At 69.1% G+C, this 2,039-nt stretch carries 2 protein-coding genes; both read right to left on the bottom strand.

All coding sequences use genetic code 11. The features are described 5' to 3' along the window. The coding region (locus WA965_RS22410; RefSeq protein WP_526448091.1) for a signal recognition particle receptor subunit alpha at positions 1–960 on the bottom strand (960 nt) is incomplete at its 3' end. Between the two features lie 47 nt (positions 961–1,007). Continuing rightward, the coding region (locus WA965_RS22405) for an AAA family ATPase (RefSeq protein WP_526448090.1) at positions 1,008–2,039 on the bottom strand (1,032 nt) is incomplete at its 5' end.

The raw sequence follows: 2,039 nt of genomic DNA, 5'->3' as shown, positions 1-2,039 counted from the left end.
CGTCTGCAGCTGGTCTGCCGCCGCGGCACGGAACGTGTCGGCCGCCCCGAGGACCACGCGCCGGCCGTCGGCGACGAGGACCCGGGCGAGCTTGCCGACGGTGGTCGTCTTGCCCGTCCCGTTGACCCCGACCACCAGCAGCACCGAGGGCTTGTCGTCGTGCGGTAGGGCGCGGATGGAGCGGTCGAGATCGGGCTGGAGTTCGGCGATCAGGACCTCCCGCAGCACCGCCCTGGCGTCGGCTTCGGTGCGCACCCGGCTGCTGGCCATCCGCTCCCGCAGCGATGCGACCACAGAGGTGGTGACCACGGGTCCGAGGTCGGCGATCAGCAGGGTGTCCTCGACCTCTTCCCACGAGTCCTCGTCGAGGTCACCTCCGCCCAGCAGACCGAGCATGCTGCGACCCAGCGTGTTCTGCGACTTGGCCAATCGGCCGCGCAGTCGATCCAGCCGGCCGTCGGTGGGTGCGATGGTGTCGATCTCGGGGGCGGCCGGTTCTGCCACGGGAGCCGGGCCGGGCTCATCGGCGACGGTCTCGGGTTCGGCGACGGTCTCGGGTTCGGCGACGGTCTCGGGTTCTGCCACAGGCGGCGCAGGCGGAGCCGGTGGCGGTTCGACCACCGGGGGCTCCGGGAGCTTCACGTCGGCGATCGGCCGCTTCGGCGCGTCACGCGGGACGGTGGCGTCGTCACCGACGGCCGGCAACCCGCTGGTGTCGATCCGCTCGGGCGGTGTCTTCGTGGGTTCCTCACGCGGACGTACCGGAGCCTCGGCGGGGGCGGACGCGCTGAACGAGATGCCTGACGAGGCGGTATAACCACCTGAGCGATCGACAGGCTTGGCGGTGTCCGGCGCCGACAAGCTGATCCGTCGGCGGCGGTAGCGCACCAGCCCGACAACGAGCGCGGCTACCAGCAGAACAGCGATGACCGCGACAGCGATCCAGAGACCCTCAGACACCACGCCATTGTCGCAGGGGTGCCGACCGGTGCCGCCGGACCCCGGGTTCAGGACGGACTGGCCACCAGCTCCTGGCCGCGCATCCGCTGCGAGATCACCGCCGTGATGCCGTCGTTGCGCATCGTCACGCCGTACAACGCGTCGGCGATCTCCATCGTCGGCTTCTGGTGGGTGATGACGATCAGCTGGGACACTTCACGCAGCTGTTCGAACAGGCTGATCAGCCGACGCAGGTTCACGTCGTCCAGGGCGGCCTCCACCTCGTCCATCACGTAGAACGGCGACGGGCGTGCCCGGAAGATCGCCACCAGCATCGCCACCGCTGTCAACGACTTCTCCCCACCGGACAGCAGCGACAACCGTTTGATCTTCTTGCCCGGCGGACGGGCCTCGACCTCGATGCCCGTGGTGAGCATGTCCTCGGGATTGGTCAGCAGCAACCTGCCCTCGCCCCCGGGGAACAGCGTCGAGAACACTTGCGAGAACTCACGTTCGACATCCGCATACGCCTCGGCGAACACCTGCAGGATCCGGGTGTCGACATCGGCGATCACGTCGAGCAGGTCCTTGCGCGCGGCCTTGACGTCCTCGAGCTGGGTCGACAGGAAGTTGTAGCGCTCCTCGAGTGCGGCGAACTCCTCGAGAGCAAGCGGATTGACCCTGCCCAACTCGTTGAGCTCGCGCTCGGCGCGTTTGGCGCGCCGCTCCTGGGTGGGCCGGTCGAAGGGAAGCGGCGCCGGTGCGGTGACCTGCTCGCCGCGTTCGCGCGCCTGCTCGTACTCGGCCATCTCCAGTTCGGTCGGGGGCAGCGAGACGCCGGGACCGTACTCGGCGACAAGATCGGCGACGGCCATCCCGAACTGCTCGAGCACCTGCTGCTCGAGTTGCTCGATGCGCAGTGCCGCTTGGGCTTTGGCGACCTCGTCGCGGTGTAGCGAATCGGTGAGCGCATTGATCCTGGCGGTGAGTTCGTTGACCTCCTCACGCGCCGTCGTCAGCGCGGCGGCCCGGACCTGACGTTCGGCGGCAACCTCGTCGCGGATCCGGGAGGCGACGCCCACCGCGGCGCTCAACTGTCC

The sequence above is a fragment of the Mycobacterium sp. genome (assembly GCF_049683935.1).
Lineage (GTDB): Bacteria > Actinomycetota > Actinomycetes > Mycobacteriales > Mycobacteriaceae > Mycobacterium.
The sequence above is the reverse complement of the archived record's forward strand: the minus strand, read 5'-3'. Positions and strand labels throughout refer to the sequence as shown.